Raw genomic sequence first — 15,703 nt, forward strand, 5'->3', positions numbered from 1 at the left:
GGATATTCGAGTACATTCGACGCGATATGACGATGCGCAGGCTTGCAATCATCAGGGCAAGTGTGGCCAACTTTCCGATTTGGTCCGAACGCACAATCGGGCCCAAAGCTCGTCCTCTATAAATGAAGGCAGGCCCGCACTCGTTGAAATCAGATTGTGGTTGTCGAATGCCTTCAGTATCGAATACCTGGCCCCCGCGTCATCACACGTTGCTATGAAGTGTTCCCACGGGGACGTACAGGTAGGCGTAATTGTCCGATGCCCCCAAACACTCGGCATCCGGTCCGATCGAACACTTCTTGCCAGGGCCTTATTGATGGGAGCCGCAGAGCGATCGAGCGCAGACAATAACGCGAAACGCATCAAAGGATAATAGACCACCTGCCGGCTACCCCCCAGTGCCCTCACACCGGGTAGTATGGCAATCACCAGAAAGACAAGAAAGAGACTTGGCACGATCTCGCCGGCTTCCAGAGCTTGTGCCAAAGAGCGGGAATCGAGGTGTAACTCGAATATTCCGGATTCATCGCGTAACCTGTCATTATCGAGCTTTAACCGCTTTATCCGCCCACCGCGTATCCACCAGAAGAAATCCGTGCCGAACCTGAACCAACCAGCCCACGGACCGTTATCGAGCTTACGCACCTCTTGCAGAAACGCTCCGACCATATTGGAGGCACCAAAGAAATGACGTGAGAGCCAAGAGGTTGGATCCAGAAGATGGTCAAGCAAAAGCAGGGCGACATCCGCATCGTCCAATTGCAGATATTTGATCTGGCGACCGAAGCAATATGGCCATAGTCGCTGGTTTGCTGCCTTAATTGCTTCCGCTGCAGAACGGAACTCGTCTTCAGGGAGAATGGATTTTAGCTGGTCAACTGAGGAGTGGGCGGCCTGGTCATTTGTGGGGCTCAACATAAAGCGGAAACGACCTTGGGAGCCGCAGACACTGTTAGGTTCCATCTTGCTACGAGACAAGCCAAACACATTTATGTTCTGGCTATCGAGCCAAAGCCAGCCAGGACCTTTCTTTGCCTTCTCGATGAACTTAACCGTTGAGGCCGTATAATTAATATACCAGCACTCGGAGTGAGCTCTTAAACCTAACGTGGTAAACAGGTGCGTGAAAAAGGCATCCGGCTCGATAATGAGGTGACAATGCGGCCCTGTTTGGAGCACCGGCCGGCGTCGAAGTTGACTTGCCAACATATGTGTTTCTGTCTCGCTATGCCCTAACTGCGACGCTCGCTTGCGAATAAAGGTGCAAAGCCGGCCAAATGCATCTTGCCTGACATCTAGCTCCGCCGTTCGAAACCCATCATGTAATGCAGCCGAATACGCTCCGACAGGACGTTGCCAATAATCCTCAACGAGAGGAAGTACGGTATTGAGTCTCGTACGAATGTCAGATGGAAGTATCAATTCCTGTCGCTCCTCTGGCATACCGAACAGCTTTTGATGGTCAATGTCGTCGCTGCAATGATCGCGCAAAAACCATATCCTGCAAGGATGTGGGAAGGTGGGACTGCGTTGCCAACAATCCAGATCAGAACATAAATCAGCAACGCAGTCCCGGTTGCTATGGAATTGATAGCACCTTTCACGCGTCCGATAGTTGCAGTGCTTACAGACTGCTGGACCTGTACGTCCAAACTTATCCTGCTCAGATTGTAAATAGCGCCAAGCAGGACGAGAACGATTGCCACGGGGATGGGAATGGGGAATATCCAGAGCAGCACCAAGGCTGAACCTGAATAGAATAGTAATCCCGGCTGCCTTGACTGCGAAAACGTCGTCCCCACACCAAATGCCAGTACAAGAGATACAAGTATCCCACCGAAGGCCCACGCAGATTCAAACTTGCCAAATAGAATGGCATTACCATTCATCTCCTCAAGGACATAAACTGCGAGGAGAGTGTTGACCAATATTCCAACACCAAAGGAAAAACTATAGACCAGGGTGGGTGAAACCAGTTTGTATTTATTTAGATGAGTTATGGAGAAAGTGTACTTTAGTCGGCCATTGCCGCCTGGCTCGATCGGACCCTTATAAAAGGACAAACTCGGTTTAGTCGCCAACAGTGTACCGGAGAGGATAAACGTGCAACTAATCAGCGATAATACCGCACCATAAGACAGGAAATGAAGTAGAATACCGGCCAGTCCTGCTCCAAGGAAAGTACCTGATTGCATCATCAGATATGATGCCGAATTTGTGGTGACTGCACTCCAGGGCAAACGTGGGATTATGGACTGCATGGCAGTCAGATACCCACGATCGGCAACGGAATAAAGTGCAATTGACAAAAATAGCACAGTCACTTCCATTTCCGCTACGATGGCGTAACCAGTTAGTGCAACAATGATAGCCCGAACCGCATCCATACCTATCGCTAGATACCTCCGGTCCGCTATGTCGGCTAAAAAGCCGGATAATCCGCTAACCAAAAACTGCGAAAGGGTACTCACAAACAGCAGAAATGGCACAAGCCGCGCATTGTTTCCCCAGCTGAGAGCACACCATATGATGCAGACAAAATATGCGTTGCGTCCAATATTGGAAACAAGCATCCCGGCTAGAAAATGAACCATCATCGCGCGATTGCTTTTGCAGCCGAATCCGCTTTCCAGACTTCCCATCACGATTGCTTAGTGGGCCGACGAAATGTCGGCAGTATGGTGGAAAAACCAGTTAACGAACCTGGTAAGTCTTCATAGACGTATTCGTGCGGGATACAGGGCTCGCACATTCTTGCTGCGAGCTCCTTTAGATTGTCGGCATTGTTGCTCGCCGCAATTGTGTAGAAATTTCCGCTGTTCCAAGTGATGCAGGCGTGATTAAAATGCTCTCCAATTGTAAGAGCCATAGCCTCGAGAGTGACCTCATTTTCATTCATTCTTTTGAGGATTGTTTCTCTCTTCTTCTCCATTTCTAATGTAGAAAAATATCTCGACTTGTAACCAAAGTCTTTCTGCAGCTCACGTTGAAGATATTCTTCTTGATTGTCTCGTTTGTGCTTCTCTACGAAAATAAAGATTCCATCCTTTCTCAAATATTGTTTTACAAACCCGATCTGCGCGGAACGATTTGCCGAATACATTTGAAAAGTCGTGTCTTCCAGTATCACGTCAAACTTTCCCGCCAGAGGTTTTAAAATGACATCTGTCGCAAGAAAAGAAGATGTTAACCGGTGGAAAGGACCCAGGAAGAAAGTCGAATATTGCGGTCGCCCAGCCCGATAGAAACTGGCCTTATTCTCTTCGTTGGGACTACATGACAACGTCAAGATTGAGCCAGCCGCCAAACTGGACAACGTACGCGCAAAAGTACCCTCAGCGGCTCCAAGGACATAATATCCCACTTGACCAGCGGTTTGCGCCTTGCTTATTCCGTATTCCAGCAATGCGTCGCCAAGCCTGATTTCCTCTTCGAGGCGGTAAGGAATACTACTGAAATAATGGGGATCGAAATTACCCCATAATGTCTGATGTACTTTGGCGAACCGTGACAATTGACTATCAAATTGTAACAACCGGTGATCCACTACAGGGATCTTTTGAGGCGCTCCGGATCTGCCGCCCGCTGTTGCAGAAAAGAATGCGAACATTTCGTTGAGCCGGGGCGCCCTCTCGCATTCGTTCAGGAACTTTGATGGAGCTTTTGTCATAGTGTTTTCCTCCTCAACCCTTCGGCGGATGCCTGAACCACAGCCGTAACGGCTATCATGACAAAGTGAACGAACGTGTAGTCGACTTTTACAGAGCTGGTTGCGGCTCGAACCAGGACCAAACCACGGGCAATCAACGAGAGCAGACCAAGAGGGGTGGGCAACATTGACCTCCGCCCGTCTGTCGATGTCTGTAACAACGCAAGGATTAAACTTGCGTCTGTTGGCTGTTCAGCGAGAATGCCAACAAATGTGAGAGAGATAAATCCCGTGAAAGACTTCCCCGATTTCAGGGGGATTGACACAACGCTCATCAACCGAGCGGAGATATGAGCAAGAAACGGATGTTATTTGCCGTCAGTTCCAGAAGAGGGAATAGGCAACAGAAGTTCCGAATTTCTTCGGAAATCCCTAGAAAAAAGGAGGTGGGAATCCCGTATTAACCGCAGCTTCGTCCGATTTATAATATAATTTCATTCACTTTAATAATTATACTTCCTTGCGATTCAACACTATAATTTGATTTCTTATTTATACATTATTAAGAAATTTAATTCTGATTTTATGCTTCACTAATTCCTTTCGGCCGATCTGATCGCCGGTGTTTTCCTTGGGAGGGCTTCAATGGAGCAATATGAATCATCTTTACGCTATCACAATGTCGTTCAGCGTATAAGAACGGCTTCTAATGTTCATCAGGCACTAGTTGCAGTGCAAACCACATATGGCGTTGACTTTGCGACCTACCACCTTGCCCTGACGGTGGCGGACCTCGTCGACGCACCATATGTTCGTACCACTTATCCACCCACATGGGTTTCCCATTATCTCTTGAATGGACACGCGAAAATTGATCCTGTTCTTCGGGAGGGCGTTTTAAGACAAATACCGTACGATTGGCGCGAAGTTGATATCCCGATCGAGGCTCATGAATTTTTAATGGAAGCCCGAAAACACGGACTCGGAGCTAACGGCTATTCAATTCCCATCGTAGATAAAAAGCGGCGCGCGCTGTTCTCTTTGAATTCAAGTAAACCACCAGATCAATGGAACAAAATTGTAAACCAGTGTCGAAAGGAGTGGCAGGGAATTGGATCACATATCCACAAGAAGGCTATCTTTGAGATGCATGGCGAACACGATCCTGTACCGCAGCTCACCAAACGAGAGAAAGAGTGTCTTTATTGGACTGCACTGGGTAAAAATAGCAAGGATATTGCTGCAATACTCGAACTTTCCGAGCATACCTCGCAAACCTACCTGACTTCCGCGAGAAACAAGCTCGGCGCAACAACAATCGCCTCTGCCACGTCGCGTGCGATCCAGCTTCGTCTGATCAGTCCTTACAGCGATAGCAATACCTTAAATTTAGGGGGCTTTTCTCCGGAGATTTAACAGGCACACATCCAACTACATGCTGCTCTTTGTTAATCAATGGGGCAAGCATGTATCTCCTTGTTAAAGAACACGAGTATCATAAGTACAGCGAATTGCTCGATCAGTCTTTTCGGCTCAGAAAGCGAATATTCGCAGACAAGCTCGGTTGGAGTGTTTCTGTTTCCGGGCCTTGGGAACGCGACCGTTATGACGATCTCAACCCAGCCTACCTTTTATGGTGCAATAACAACTCCACCCGGCTTTACGGCTGTGTGCGGCTGATGCCGACAACGGGACCAACACTTCTCTATGACGTTTTCCGCGACACATTCCCCGATGCCTACAATCTGATAGCTCCCGGGATTTGGGAAGGCACACGCATGTGCATCGACGACGAGGCAATCAGACACGATCTACCGGACCTGAGCCTTGGTGATGCCTTTTCGCTTCTGCTGCTCGCTCTCTGCGAAGTGGCACTGGACAATGGCATCGATACGCTCATTTCCAACTACGAACCTCATATGAGACGAATTTACAGTCGCGCCGGCGCTTCGTTTGAAGAACTTGGCCGGGCGGAGGGTTTTGGGCGTTTTTCGGTATGCTGTGGCGTATTCGAAGTTTCGTTGCGAGTGCTCTTGCAGATGCGTCAGAAAATCAAACTCACAAAGCCACTGTGTAGAAGCCCAAAACTTAACAGCCCGAGAATGCCCGCCTTGTTTAACTTGGCGCCGGCACCGCTCATATCCAAGTCTGGCTGGCAGCAGCTGATGGAGTAATTGCCATGTATCCGCATGTCGGAGAAGCATTCATCCCGGTCGGGCGCGCATCGTATTTGTCAGAGAGACTCTACACGAAAATAGCAAAATTTTGCCAATCTGCCAGTTTCGAAGGGTCCGAGACGTTTATAGAATTCGAAGACGGGTGCGTAATTATCCAATCGACAATCGAGGGGTTAAGCCTCCTTATTTTCGCCGTCGATTTTTTAACCTTCAATGGCATTCGTACACTCGTTGAAGGCGGACTGCCAAAGGTTGTATTCCGTTCAGTCGATTCGGTGGAATGGCTCTGAGAAAATATAAACCCGCAGACGCAGCAGTCACGCTCAATGTCGACGCACGCTTTTGCCTTGCAACGTCGATAGAGCAGCTTACTTCAAAAAGAGGCTTGGATAGCCTACGCATAGAAATTTTGTCGTCTAATTCCAATCTGCTTCGGGATCTCACTGTTGAGCTGCAAAGTCGTCCATTGAACTTGAAATGCGGTTAGGTGCAAATTGGAGCAGGAAGGAAGTTAAGCGAGGGCATTATCTGCTGATGTGTTAGCTACTGTCGACGTCATATTTTGGAAGCTTCGCATTACTGAAGTGGTCGCGCGTGATTTCCGCGACAAACTGTCAAGTGTAAACGCCCCATCAGTCGCGCCATATCACCGAGAGGGGCTTTAGCTGATTTAGCTCTGATTGCCCGCAGCGTTCGTTCAGAGTGATTTGCGAACAGCTTCGATGACGATCTCTTTCCGAGTATTCGCCTGGAATAAGGACTACTGCTCACCCTATCTGATCCTCTGCTGTTGGTTATCTGTTGATACTTTTGATGCGGGGAAGTGCCCGCCTCTGACGCTCAGCCATAATCTCCAGCGTACGATCGGCGCGGACCGCCAGTTGCACCACTTTCAGCTTCGGTTGCATGGCTTCGAAGACCTTGCGCTGTGCTGTTGGGACGCGATTGATGACAGCCTGATCGCCGCGTGCGATGGCGCCCGGCCCGAAACGGGCGTCGAGCGCCTTGCTGACTGCCGCGAATTCCGCCCTCACCGCGGCGTCGACCGAGCGCACGAGCGGCGTGATGTCCTTTGGAGATTTTCCGGCCGCGGCCAAGAGGCGAATGAGTTCGGCTTCCGCACGTCGTGACAGTCCGGGAACCGGCACGTTCATACGGTTCCTGTCCGCCTCGACCGCCGCCTTCTCAGCGTCGAAGACGCCGCGCCAGGCCTGCCCCATAGAGCGAATACGCGCGACGGCTGCGTCCAGCCCATGCTCCGCCTCCTTGCGTTCCTTTCCAGACGCCAGAAGCCGGTCCATAATCCGGTCGGAGCCGCGCAGCGCGCCATAAGCGGACGGTTCGTTGGCGACGGCCCGGGCAATACGGTCGGGGTCGATACCTTTGGTGACCAGGTCCTCGATGGTTGCCAGCGTGGTCGACGGATCCCGCCAGATCCGCTGCGCCACATCGCCGAGCGCTGCCCGCTTCTGTCTGTAAAGAGCAGCCTCTGCCGTCCGCCGCCGTGCGTCGTCATCCACCGAGGTTTTGAACTCCGTCACGGCCTCGAGCATCGGCAATGTGGGCGGCGCTGACATCTCCGGTGCCCGGGCCGGGTCATAGGCCGCAGGCGCCACGACACGGGACGGATCGCGCTTCTCGGCAAGATACTGCAGCTCGTTGAAACGGCGCACTGCCGCAAACAGTGTCACCAGTTTGTCCTGGTCGTCCCGCGGCATACCCTCCGGCATACGATCGACTATATGCTTTTGCGCGTACTGGTCGGCCTTGTCGGTGAAGGCGCTCCAGCCGAAGCGGGCCGTCAACGCCTCACCTACAGCCTTCATTTCCTGGACAAGGGACCGCTCTTCGGCGGCATAGGCAAAAGCGGTCTTGTATGCACTCTCCCCGCCCTTTTCGCGAACTGCCTCAATCTCCTTGAGCCGTTCCACAGCGTGTGGCGACAGTGCTGACACCGACACTGACATGGCAGACCGACGCGCATATTCGCGGTTCTCAAAATGACTCTGGTCGCGGCTGAAGCTCTCGCCATGACTGCGCACCAGGGGCCCAAGCTCGGCGACTGCCGCGACTGCGACTGCTCGCTCCTTGCGCGCTGCCTGCCCCTCGACGAGGCTGGCACCGCCACGCATGACGCCAAGCACTGACGGGTCACGCACGAGATCTTCGCCGAGGCGTCGAGGATCAACTTCAAATGCAGAGGCTCGTTCATTCAGCTCCACAAGCGCCGCCGTCGGGTCGCGGTAAATGCGCTCGAGAACTGGAAAAAGGATCGCCTCTCGTTCTTTCCATCGGGCTGACGCCCGATGCTCGGTGCGCGCATCGTTTTCCAGCGAATGTGCAAAATGCTCCTGTGGGGGAAGCATATAGCGTGACAGGCCTGGCGCGCCGGCGGCCTGCACGAATACGTTGGCTCGCGTGACCGCGTCGTCAACATACGAGACGCTGCGCTCCCGCTCGATCGCGAAACCGAGAGCGACGCTGGCGCGCTGCCAGAGTTCCGCCAGCCGATCACGCTGCGCGCCGATCCAAGACAGCCGCCGCCCGACCCCTTCTTCCATCCCGGCTGCGATATCGGCGGCATGGTCCATGCCCCGGCGTCGGGCAAAGTCGACAATCTGTGCCTGGTAGCCTGCCTCGCTTTCGTAATCGAGCGTCGTGGTCTTGGCGCCCGACCGCGACAGGCGTTCGACCAGTTGCTTGAACAATTGAGGACGATGACTTTCCTGCTCGATACGATCCTGCCGCGCCGCCGCCGTCTCGATTTGTTTCGCGGTCCAGACGTTGCGTTCGACCTCACGTACCTCGAAAGTCTTCCTGCCAGTTTCGGGATCGATGATGGGCACGTGAACCTCGACGTTCTCCACGCCGTCCTTGCGCAAGGTCACCGTGTCGCCGAGCCCGATACCGCCGTCCTTGATGGCCTTTGGCAGGCTGACGCCCCAGACACGATGAATCGCATCGTCGTCGGTGCGCACATCGGCAAAGGGGCTAGCGGCGGAACCGGTGTCGCCCCGATAGTGCGCTTCCCCGAGCTCAACCAGTTCGCCCGTAACGCCTGCCGCATGATCAACCCTTGACCTGCCACCCCATTGCTGGCGAGGCGCGAAATCCTCTTGCCCCATATAGAGGTCCGCGCGATCCCGATGGCGCGACATGGCGACATAAGCGAGATGCTGATCCATAAGCCCTGTCGCGAGGACGAACGTGCGATCGACGGTCGCGCCCTGTGACTTGTGAACCGTCGCGGCGTAGCCGTGATCGACATTGCAATAAGTCTCCTGCCCGAATGTGACCTCGCGACCTGCGTCGAGCCTGACGGTCAGCAGCGTATCGCCGCGATCGCTCGTCGTGCGGACCATGGTTCCCAGCATGCCATTCTTCACATGCTGAATAGCGAGATGCTCGGCGCGCCGTTCGAAGAAGCGGGCATTCTCGAGGAAGATCAATCGATCGCCGACGGCAAATTCCCGGACGCCGCGTTCCGTCTGGAAGGTACGCTCATCGTTCAACGCACCCTGCCCCGCCATGACGGTCCGGATCGCCTCGTTGAGCTTCCTGACGTCGTCATTGGTCTGCGCCAGAACGAGAAGCTCGGAACCGCTCAGTGTGCGGTTCTCACTTTCGGCTTTGGCCCGATAGTCCTCCCGCGCTTGTCCCCAATCCGTGACGATCTGTTCGATTGCGGCATCGCGCGTTTCGACTTCGACGACCCGGTCATGTTGTGCATAAGCGTCGAGCGCCTCTACTAACTTTCCGCGCGCGAAGAGACGCGAGGCGTTACGATCCCATTGTTCCTTCTGACGACGAATGCCGATCAGTTCAGCAAAGCCGACGCGCTCGACAATCGCCCGGAAGGCAGCACCGGCCTGGATCGGCTGGAGCTGCATCGGATCACCGACCAGAACGACTTTCGCCTCAGCGCTTTCGACTGCTTTGAGGACACGCGCCAACTGCTCTGACGAAACCATCCCCGCCTCATCGACAACGAGCACATCACCTTTTTGCAGCTGATCATTTCCGTCCGCCCAGGCGCGTTCCCATGAGGCGATTGTGCGCGATCGGATGCCGGAACTGCCTTCAAGGCCCTCGGCGGCCTTGCCCGCCAACGCTGCACCAATAACACGACGGCCATTCGCCTCCCAAGCAATTCGCGCCGCATCGAGAAGAGCCGATTTACCAGCACCGGCGAGGCCGACGACCGCCGCAATGCCGGTATCGCCAGTGACATGGCGAACAGCGTCGACCTGTTCCACGTCGAGCTTGAATGTCTTTGCAGGATCGCGACTTTCCACCAAGCGGATCGCGTCATCGAACTTTGCGGATGACACCTTGTAACCGGATCGCCGGAACAGCGCCGTCGCCGATTGCGCCATGTCGTATTCCGTGCGGAGCATGCTTCGCGTCGTGAAGACGGCAGTCTCGCTGGCCTTTCCCGTGTCGGGATCGATCCGCTGGGGCTTCAGCGTCACCAGATCCGGCGACGCCATCAGTTGCGCGCGGACATTGGCAAAGATCGTCGGATCGTCGACATAGCGATGCAGCGCTTTGGCGATTTCCCGCTCGTCGAATGTCGAGCGTTCGTTGCTGATCTGCTTGAGCAAAAGGCCGGGCTCGTCGGCAAGGCGATCGGCCATTTCCTGCCGACGCGCCAACGCCGCCGGCGCGAAATACATCTCCTGGCCTTTGCGCGCCAACGCAGCTTTTGCCGGCCCCAGATGTTGCTGAGCGATGCCGTCCAGACCTTGCTGGGCATAAGAGCGTCCGTCGAGGCGGATATCATGACCCGCTAGCGTGAGGTGCTTGTTGGCGGTTTCGGCCCAGGCGATCTTCCACGCCTTCATTGTTTCCTTGTCGCCCGCCCAGACCCGATAGACGATCTTGCCCTTCGGCCGGTCCGGCGTGACCACCCGCAACGGCTCGCCGTCGTCGCCGAGAACCGGCACCTTCTTGGCACCGAAGCCGTCGTCGGTCAGAGGCCGCAATGTGGTCATCAGATGGACATGCGGATTGCCTTGCCTGTCGTGATAGACCCAGTCCGCGACCATACCCTTGGAGGTGAGGTTCTCTCGCACGAACTCACGCACCAGAGCGATGTTCTCGGTCTTCGATAGTTCCTCAGGCAATGCGAAGATCAATTCCCGCGCAAGCTGCGCGTCCGCCCTCTTTTCGGACGTGTCGACGGCATTCCAGAGCACCTCGCTGGCGCGTGCGACCGTTTCACCATTGATCATTGTGCGCAGCCAGGCCGGCGTATCATCGGGCAGCGCCAGTTCCTCATGCACGAGTTCTGGCTTGCCACCCTCGTAGCGAAAGCTGAGGCCGGTCTGCTCTTCCTCCATCCTCGTACGGTGACGATAGGCGGCGGCCGAGACGACGCTTCGTCCCGCTCCCCGACCGATCACCTGTGCCCGTACAAACATTATCGCCATGCGACCCCGAGACCTTCCCTCAAGCACGTCGCGCCAGCGACGTATATTGCGCCCTCAAACCAATCGGACCGAAGGGCCGATGCCGCCTCAATCCGAATGGAGTGCTCCAACGTAGCATCTTTTACTATGCGTTTATATACTGTATAATCGCGATTACCATGAACGAGAAAAGAGAGTATTTTACCAATATGCGCGCCATAACAACGCTTTCCGAGATCGATACGCAGATAGAGAGACTACGAGAAAAACGCCGATTATTGCTGGCCAAGGCCAATGAGCGATTTGCCCGCGCTGCCGCAAAGGCTGGTTTGGCGGAGCTGGAAATTCCGGACGCAGACCTCGACGATATCTTCGAGGAAATCGCTGCGCGATACCGGACGGGCGGCAAGGGGCCTTCCGGTGCATCTGCTTAAACGCCTCGATCAACGAACGACGGCTCTTGACCGAAGACGGCGGCGGACGATGTCGAATGAGCGCAGAAAAGACATGCGCGAGAAGATCGCACTTGGCGGGTTGATCGTAAGGGCCGGTCTTCGTGAGGCGGACCGCGCTTATCTGCTGGGCGTGCTGTTAGAAGCGGCGACGGTGGTAGCGGGATCGGGAGAGTATGTGCGCCTGAAGACTGCGGGCGCTTTGGCGTTCCGGGATGCCCCCGCGGACATTGAGGATACGAGGTCGCCCAGAACGCCTACGTCTGAGAACGGCGACAAGGCGTCCGGCGAGTAAGCCCCATAGGAGAACCCGGATATGGCGGCGAAGATTAGATTAAGCGCGGCGGTTCTGTGGGCTATCGTACCGGCCGCGGTAAGTGCGATCACGGTAATGATCACATCACAGAGATGGCCAACGATGGCGGCCGGGATTTCTCCGGAATATGCATATTGGTTCCTCCGATCCGCGCCGATCCCCAATCTGCTCTTCGGCCCAATTGCCGGGTTGATTACGGTATTCGCTCTACCGCTGCATCGCCGTCGCCCGGTGGCGGTGACGAGTCTTCTTTGCTTCATGGGCATCGCCGGCTTTTACGCTATGCGCGAGTTTGCTCGCCTGTCCCCATCCGTAGAGAGCGGCACGGTGACATGGGACGAAGTGCTCTCCTATCTCGACTTTTTTGCGGTTATGGCCGCGGCAGTCGGTTTCGTCATCGTGGCGGTGTCGGCGCGGATATCGGTCGTGGTTGCGGATTCCGTCAAACGGGCCAAACGCGCAACCTTCGGCGATGCTGATTGGCTCTCCATGTCGGCGGCGGGAAAGCTGTTTCCGCCGGATGGCGAAATCGTCATTGGCGAGCGTTACCGTGTCGATAGAGAAACAATCCGCGACGTGCCATTCGATCCGATCAACCCTGAGACGTGGGGCAGCGGAGGCAGTGCGCCGCTATTGACCTATAAGCAGGACTTCGATTCCACGCATATGCTGTTCTTCGCCGGATCAGGCGGGTTCAAGACGACAAGCAATGTCGTGCCGACGGCGCTGCGTTACACCGGTCCGCTGATCTGCCTCGATCCCTCGACCGAAGTCGCGCCGATGGTTGTCGCGCATCGAACTGGCAAGCTCGGCCGCGAGTGCATGGTGCTCGATCCGACGAACCCGGTCGCGGGTTTCAACGTGCTCGACTGGATCGAAACCTCAAAACACAAGGAGGAGGACATCGTCTCGGTTGCGCATATGCTGCTTTCTGAAAGTGCGCGTTTCGAATCCTCGACCGGCAGTTACTTCCAGAACCAGGCGCACAATCTCCTGACCGGTCTGCTCGCCCATGTCGTGCTCTCTCCGGAGTATGAGGGGCGTCGCAATCTGCGCAGCTTGCGCCTGATCGTGTCCGAGCCGGAGCCATCTGTTCTGGCTATGCTGCGCGAGATCCAGGAGTCTTCGGAGTCGGCCTTCATTCGCGAGACGCTCGGCGTTTTCACCAATATGACCGAGCAGACTTTCTCCGGCGTCTATTCGACCGCGTCGAAGGATACGCAATGGTTATCCCTCGACGATTACGCAGCGCTTGTGTGCGGCTGTTCGTTCAAGTCGAGCGATATCGTTGCAGGCGGGAAGGACGTATTCCTCAATATACCGGCGGCCATCCTGCGCTCCTATCCGGGGATCGGACGGTTGATCATCGGCTCGCTGATCAACGCAATGACGCAGGCCAATGGCGCTTTCAAGCGCCGCGCCCTCTTCATGCTCGATGAGGTTGACCTGCTAGGTTACATGCGAGTGTTGGAGGAGGCGCGCGACCGTGGCCGCAAATACGGAATCACGCTCATGCTGATGTACCAGTCAGTCGGCCAGCTCGTACGCCATTTTGGCAAGGACGGTTCCACGTCGTGGATCGATGGCTGCGCTTTTGCCTCCTATGCTGCTATCAAGGCGCTGGAAACTGCGCGCGACGTGTCGGCGCAATGCGGAGAAATGACCGTCGAGGTGGAGGGCAAATCCCGCAATGTCGGTTGGAGCAATTCCAACAGCAGCAATCGCAAATCGGAAAGTCTTAGTCTGCAACGCAGGCCCCTGATCATGCCGCATGAGATCACGCAGCAGATGCGCAAGGACGAGCAGATCGTCATCGTGCAGGGACACGATCCGATCCGCTGCGGGCGAGCAATCTACTTCCGGAGACAGGACATGGATTCCGATGCTAGCGCAAACAGATTCGTCAAGGCTGCCGGCTAAATCGTGGCCGATATCTGTCGAACGGATCCGCCGCGCCAGTGGGCGCGAACCAGTCGGGGAGGAGAATTCAGCCAACATCCCGAACGCCGTCGACAGGAAAAACCACCACAGCATGAGCGCGGTATCTGGCTTGAAGAACATGCCGAGCGAGAGGGTGAGTATGACGATCGCGGCGAGTACGAATAAGCCTGTGAAGGCACTAAACCCACAGGCGGCGAAATAGAGCAGGTGCCATGCGGTGTAGCAGCCAGCGCGCCCGACCCTCTCAAGCGTATTGAACTGGAATTCTATGAGAACTGGCATCGGGCACAATTTTGACGACCGGTAGCGAAGGAATACCTTCAACGCCTGGGTCGGCTTTTGTAAAACTATGATGCACGGTCCTTTCGCAGAGCGTTTCATTACACGTGAAAATGAAAGTATGAGAATCGTCAAAGGGCGAGCTGAGGAGACCACCCAGATGATCACCAGCGGAAACAGAGGACCATGAGCCGGCATATCCGCTTGGGCGGGGGTGATGTCGACGTTGAAGACAGCGCATTCTATGAGCGATTGGAGGACGCCAATTCGAACCGCGAACATCAGCTGCGCGTCTGCCAGGCAGGAGGCGTACCGATGTATATCGCACGGATTGAAGACCGCATATCATGGAACGGATGCCCCCACAGATGCGATAGTCTGATGATACGTTCTATTTTAAGCTGCAACATGCCAATGAATACATTTGGTTAGCCATGGAGGAAACTGGATGTCTAATTGCCATTCACAGATCACTTTGGCGGAACGTCGCCGGCTATTTGAGGTGAACAGCTTAAAGTTCCTCTCGGCGATATTGCGCGACTGATGGGCCGCCATCGCTCAACAATCTATCGCGAGATCAAGCGTAACAGCTTTCGGGACACCGAGATTCCAGAAGATAATAGCTATCATAGCGTTGTTGCCGACAACATCCGCAATGCCCGCAGAACACGGTTGCGCAAGCTCAGACGTTATCCAGAGCTGCGCAAGGTTGTCATTAAACAATTGGAACCTCAGACCGGTCGATCGGGCCTACGAGGTTGTGTTGCGGGGCGAAAGCTTCCTAGAAAGCAGGCTCTGCCATCTTAATCGCTTCCTGTTCAGCCCAGATGGTTTCGCGCTTGGCAAAGGCGAGTTCCAGCGCGGCCTTGATCTCGCGGCGCTCGCCACGATAGACTGCGTTCCGCAGCTCGGCGCGCAACTCCTCGATTACCTGATCTATCGACATCTTCGTTTCCTTAACGTTCTTTGAAAGATGTCAGCGGCGGTGATGGTAAGCCGAAGGGGTCAAGGTTCGCGGCACGAAACCGGCGGAGCCGGCGAGTGGGGGAGTCGAAATGCGCCAGCATTTTTGGGGATACCACGAAGACCTTGAGCCTTTCGGGTCCCCATGTCGGCTTGGACGATCTGAGCAGACTTCCCCACACACGGTTGGCGTCAAAAATACGGGACCAGGCTCGACGCCTGGTTTCGGCTTCATCGGACGCAGGAGGAACCCCGCCTGCGCGGCGGGGTCCCCTGTTGGGAGGCGATCACTCCCGGTTGGAGCGGGTCCAAATCAGATGGAGACCTTCTTCGCCTTCCACCTCGATCAGGGTGGCGTAGATCGGAGCGGAGAAGCTCGGGTCGTCCAGCTTGACCGAGAGGTATTCGCGGCTTTCTGCGGAGACCTTCTGCCAGGCGGCACCGAGTTCGACATTATGTGGTGCACCACATAACGCCGATTATGCCGAGAACGGTATTATGCGGAGTGCCAGGTC

10 protein-coding genes and 2 pseudogenes are annotated in these 15,703 nt (G+C 55.1%); 6 read left to right on the forward strand and 6 right to left on the reverse strand.

Annotated elements, in window-relative coordinates; all coding sequences use genetic code 11:
- Nucleotides 1-51: 51 nt before the first annotated feature.
- The 3 genes from CEV34_RS15105 to CEV34_RS15115 are packed head-to-tail and all read right to left on the reverse strand — an operon-like array spanning nt 52 to nt 3,670.
- Entirely contained in the window at nt 52-1,491 is a 1,440-nt protein-coding gene (locus CEV34_RS15105; RefSeq protein ID WP_179253540.1) for a hypothetical protein, read from the reverse strand.
- Entirely contained in the window at nt 1,419-2,642 is a 1,224-nt protein-coding gene (locus CEV34_RS15110; RefSeq protein ID WP_143853399.1) for an MFS transporter, read from the reverse strand. The genes CEV34_RS15105 and CEV34_RS15110 overlap by 73 nt, the downstream gene beginning before the upstream one ends.
- A complete protein-coding gene (locus CEV34_RS15115) occupies nt 2,642-3,670 on the reverse strand; it encodes a class I SAM-dependent methyltransferase (RefSeq protein ID WP_094543889.1) in 1,029 nt (342 codons plus the stop codon). The genes CEV34_RS15110 and CEV34_RS15115 overlap by 1 nt, the downstream gene beginning before the upstream one ends.
- A 624-nt stretch (nt 3,671-4,294) precedes the next feature.
- Between CEV34_RS15115 and CEV34_RS15120 the strand changes: the two genes are divergently transcribed.
- Both CEV34_RS15120 and CEV34_RS15125 read left to right on the forward strand, forming a co-directional pair.
- Nucleotides 4,295-5,065, forward strand: coding sequence for a helix-turn-helix transcriptional regulator (locus CEV34_RS15120; RefSeq protein ID WP_007881627.1), 771 nt, complete (start codon nt 4,295-4,297; stop codon nt 5,063-5,065).
- 50 nt (nt 5,066-5,115) lie between these two features.
- Nucleotides 5,116-5,823, forward strand: a complete 708-nt coding sequence (locus CEV34_RS15125; RefSeq protein ID WP_094543890.1) for an acyl-homoserine-lactone synthase — start codon at nt 5,116-5,118, stop codon at nt 5,821-5,823.
- Between the two features lie 797 nt (nt 5,824-6,620).
- On the opposite strand, the gene traA is transcribed toward CEV34_RS15125, so the two are convergent.
- Nucleotides 6,621-11,258 (reverse strand): Ti-type conjugative transfer relaxase TraA, encoded by a 4,638-nt coding sequence (gene traA / locus CEV34_RS15135; protein WP_094543892.1) that lies wholly within the window; start codon nt 11,256-11,258, stop codon nt 6,621-6,623.
- A 158-nt stretch (nt 11,259-11,416) separates the two neighbouring features.
- Here traA and CEV34_RS15140 point away from each other — a divergent pair, with 158 nt between their 5' ends.
- From CEV34_RS15140 to CEV34_RS27735, 4 genes and pseudogenes are all read left to right on the forward strand, one after another.
- Nucleotides 11,417-11,671: a TraC family protein gene (locus CEV34_RS15140; RefSeq protein WP_328589885.1), complete on the forward strand. Its 255-nt coding sequence runs from the start codon at nt 11,417-11,419 to the stop codon at nt 11,669-11,671.
- A gap of 49 nt (nt 11,672-11,720) precedes the next feature.
- Nucleotides 11,721-11,984, forward strand: coding sequence for a conjugal transfer protein TraD (locus CEV34_RS15145; RefSeq protein ID WP_064322898.1), 264 nt, complete (start codon nt 11,721-11,723; stop codon nt 11,982-11,984).
- Between the two features lie 21 nt (nt 11,985-12,005).
- Nucleotides 12,006-13,925, forward strand: coding sequence for a Ti-type conjugative transfer system protein TraG (gene traG, locus CEV34_RS15150; protein ID WP_094543893.1), 1,920 nt, complete (start codon nt 12,006-12,008; stop codon nt 13,923-13,925).
- A 748-nt stretch (nt 13,926-14,673) separates the two neighbouring features.
- A pseudogene (locus CEV34_RS27735) lies at nt 14,674-14,958 on the forward strand (helix-turn-helix domain-containing protein); the annotation flags it as partial.
- Nucleotides 14,959-15,006: 48 nt separating this feature from the next.
- Here CEV34_RS27735 and CEV34_RS27075 read toward each other — a convergent pair.
- Nucleotides 15,007-15,171 (reverse strand): hypothetical protein, encoded by a 165-nt coding sequence (locus CEV34_RS27075; RefSeq protein ID WP_179253542.1) that lies wholly within the window; start codon nt 15,169-15,171, stop codon nt 15,007-15,009.
- A gap of 304 nt (nt 15,172-15,475) precedes the next feature.
- Nucleotides 15,476-15,643, reverse strand: a pseudogene (locus CEV34_RS15165) (DUF736 domain-containing protein); the annotation flags it as partial.
- Nucleotides 15,644-15,703: the final 60 nt, after the last annotated feature.

The sequence above is a fragment of the Brucella pseudogrignonensis genome (genome assembly GCF_002252525.1).
Lineage (GTDB): Bacteria > Pseudomonadota > Alphaproteobacteria > Rhizobiales > Rhizobiaceae > Brucella > Brucella pseudogrignonensis.

Excerpts from the sequence above, each read along its gene's own strand:
- traA (WP_094543892.1), bottom strand. The coding sequence starts at position 11,258 with ATGGCGATAATGTTTGTACGGGCACAGGTGATCGGTCGGGGAGCGGGA.
- CEV34_RS15125 (WP_094543890.1), top strand. The coding sequence starts at position 5,116 with ATGTATCTCCTTGTTAAAGAACACGAGTATCATAAGTACAGCGAATTG.
- traG (WP_094543893.1), top strand. The coding sequence starts at position 12,006 with ATGGCGGCGAAGATTAGATTAAGCGCGGCGGTTCTGTGGGCTATCGTA.
- CEV34_RS15120 (WP_007881627.1), top strand. The coding sequence starts at position 4,295 with ATGGAGCAATATGAATCATCTTTACGCTATCACAATGTCGTTCAGCGT.
- CEV34_RS15145 (WP_064322898.1), top strand. The coding sequence starts at position 11,721 with ATGTCGAATGAGCGCAGAAAAGACATGCGCGAGAAGATCGCACTTGGC.
- CEV34_RS27075 (WP_179253542.1), bottom strand. The coding sequence starts at position 15,171 with ATGTCGATAGATCAGGTAATCGAGGAGTTGCGCGCCGAGCTGCGGAAC.
- CEV34_RS15140 (WP_328589885.1), top strand. The coding sequence starts at position 11,417 with ATGAACGAGAAAAGAGAGTATTTTACCAATATGCGCGCCATAACAACG.
- CEV34_RS15115 (WP_094543889.1), bottom strand. The coding sequence starts at position 3,670 with ATGACAAAAGCTCCATCAAAGTTCCTGAACGAATGCGAGAGGGCGCCC.
- CEV34_RS15110 (WP_143853399.1), bottom strand. The coding sequence starts at position 2,642 with ATGGGAAGTCTGGAAAGCGGATTCGGCTGCAAAAGCAATCGCGCGATG.